This is a genomic window from Flavobacterium stagni, from assembly GCF_004122105.1.
GTDB classification, from domain to species: Bacteria; Bacteroidota; Bacteroidia; order Flavobacteriales; family Flavobacteriaceae; genus Flavobacterium; species Flavobacterium stagni.
In genome coordinates this window covers 1-371 of record NZ_SBKN01000023.1, presented here as the reverse complement: position 1 = coordinate 371, position 371 = coordinate 1, and the positions used below count along the sequence as shown (strand labels likewise).

Genomic DNA, 371 nt, shown 5'->3' with positions numbered 1-371 from the left:
AGTTTTACTTTTGCACCCGCTAACCGAGAGAGGTTGGATGAATAAGAGAAGACAAGTTCATAGACATATTGGATTGACAGCAAAATAAGAGAGAGTAAGGCTAATTGAATAGATTAGAATTAAGCTAAAACCCGAGTCAAAAAAAAATCAAAAATCTACGATGAAGAGTTTGATCCTGGCTCAGGATGAACGCTAGCGGCAGGCCTAACACATGCAAGTCGAGGGGTAGAGGAAGCTTGCTTCCTTGAGACCGGCGCACGGGTGCGTAACGCGTATGCAATCTACCTTTTACAGAGGGATAGCCCAGAGAAATTTGGATTAATACCTCATAGTATATATCATTCGCATGTTTGGTATATTAAAGTTCCAAC

Annotated in this window: 1 rRNA gene; it reads left to right on the top strand. The window is 41.2% G+C overall.

The window, feature by feature from the left end:
• Nucleotides 1–157 precede the first annotated feature (157 nt).
• Nucleotides 158–371 (top strand): 16S ribosomal RNA (locus EQG61_RS13705); the annotation flags it as partial.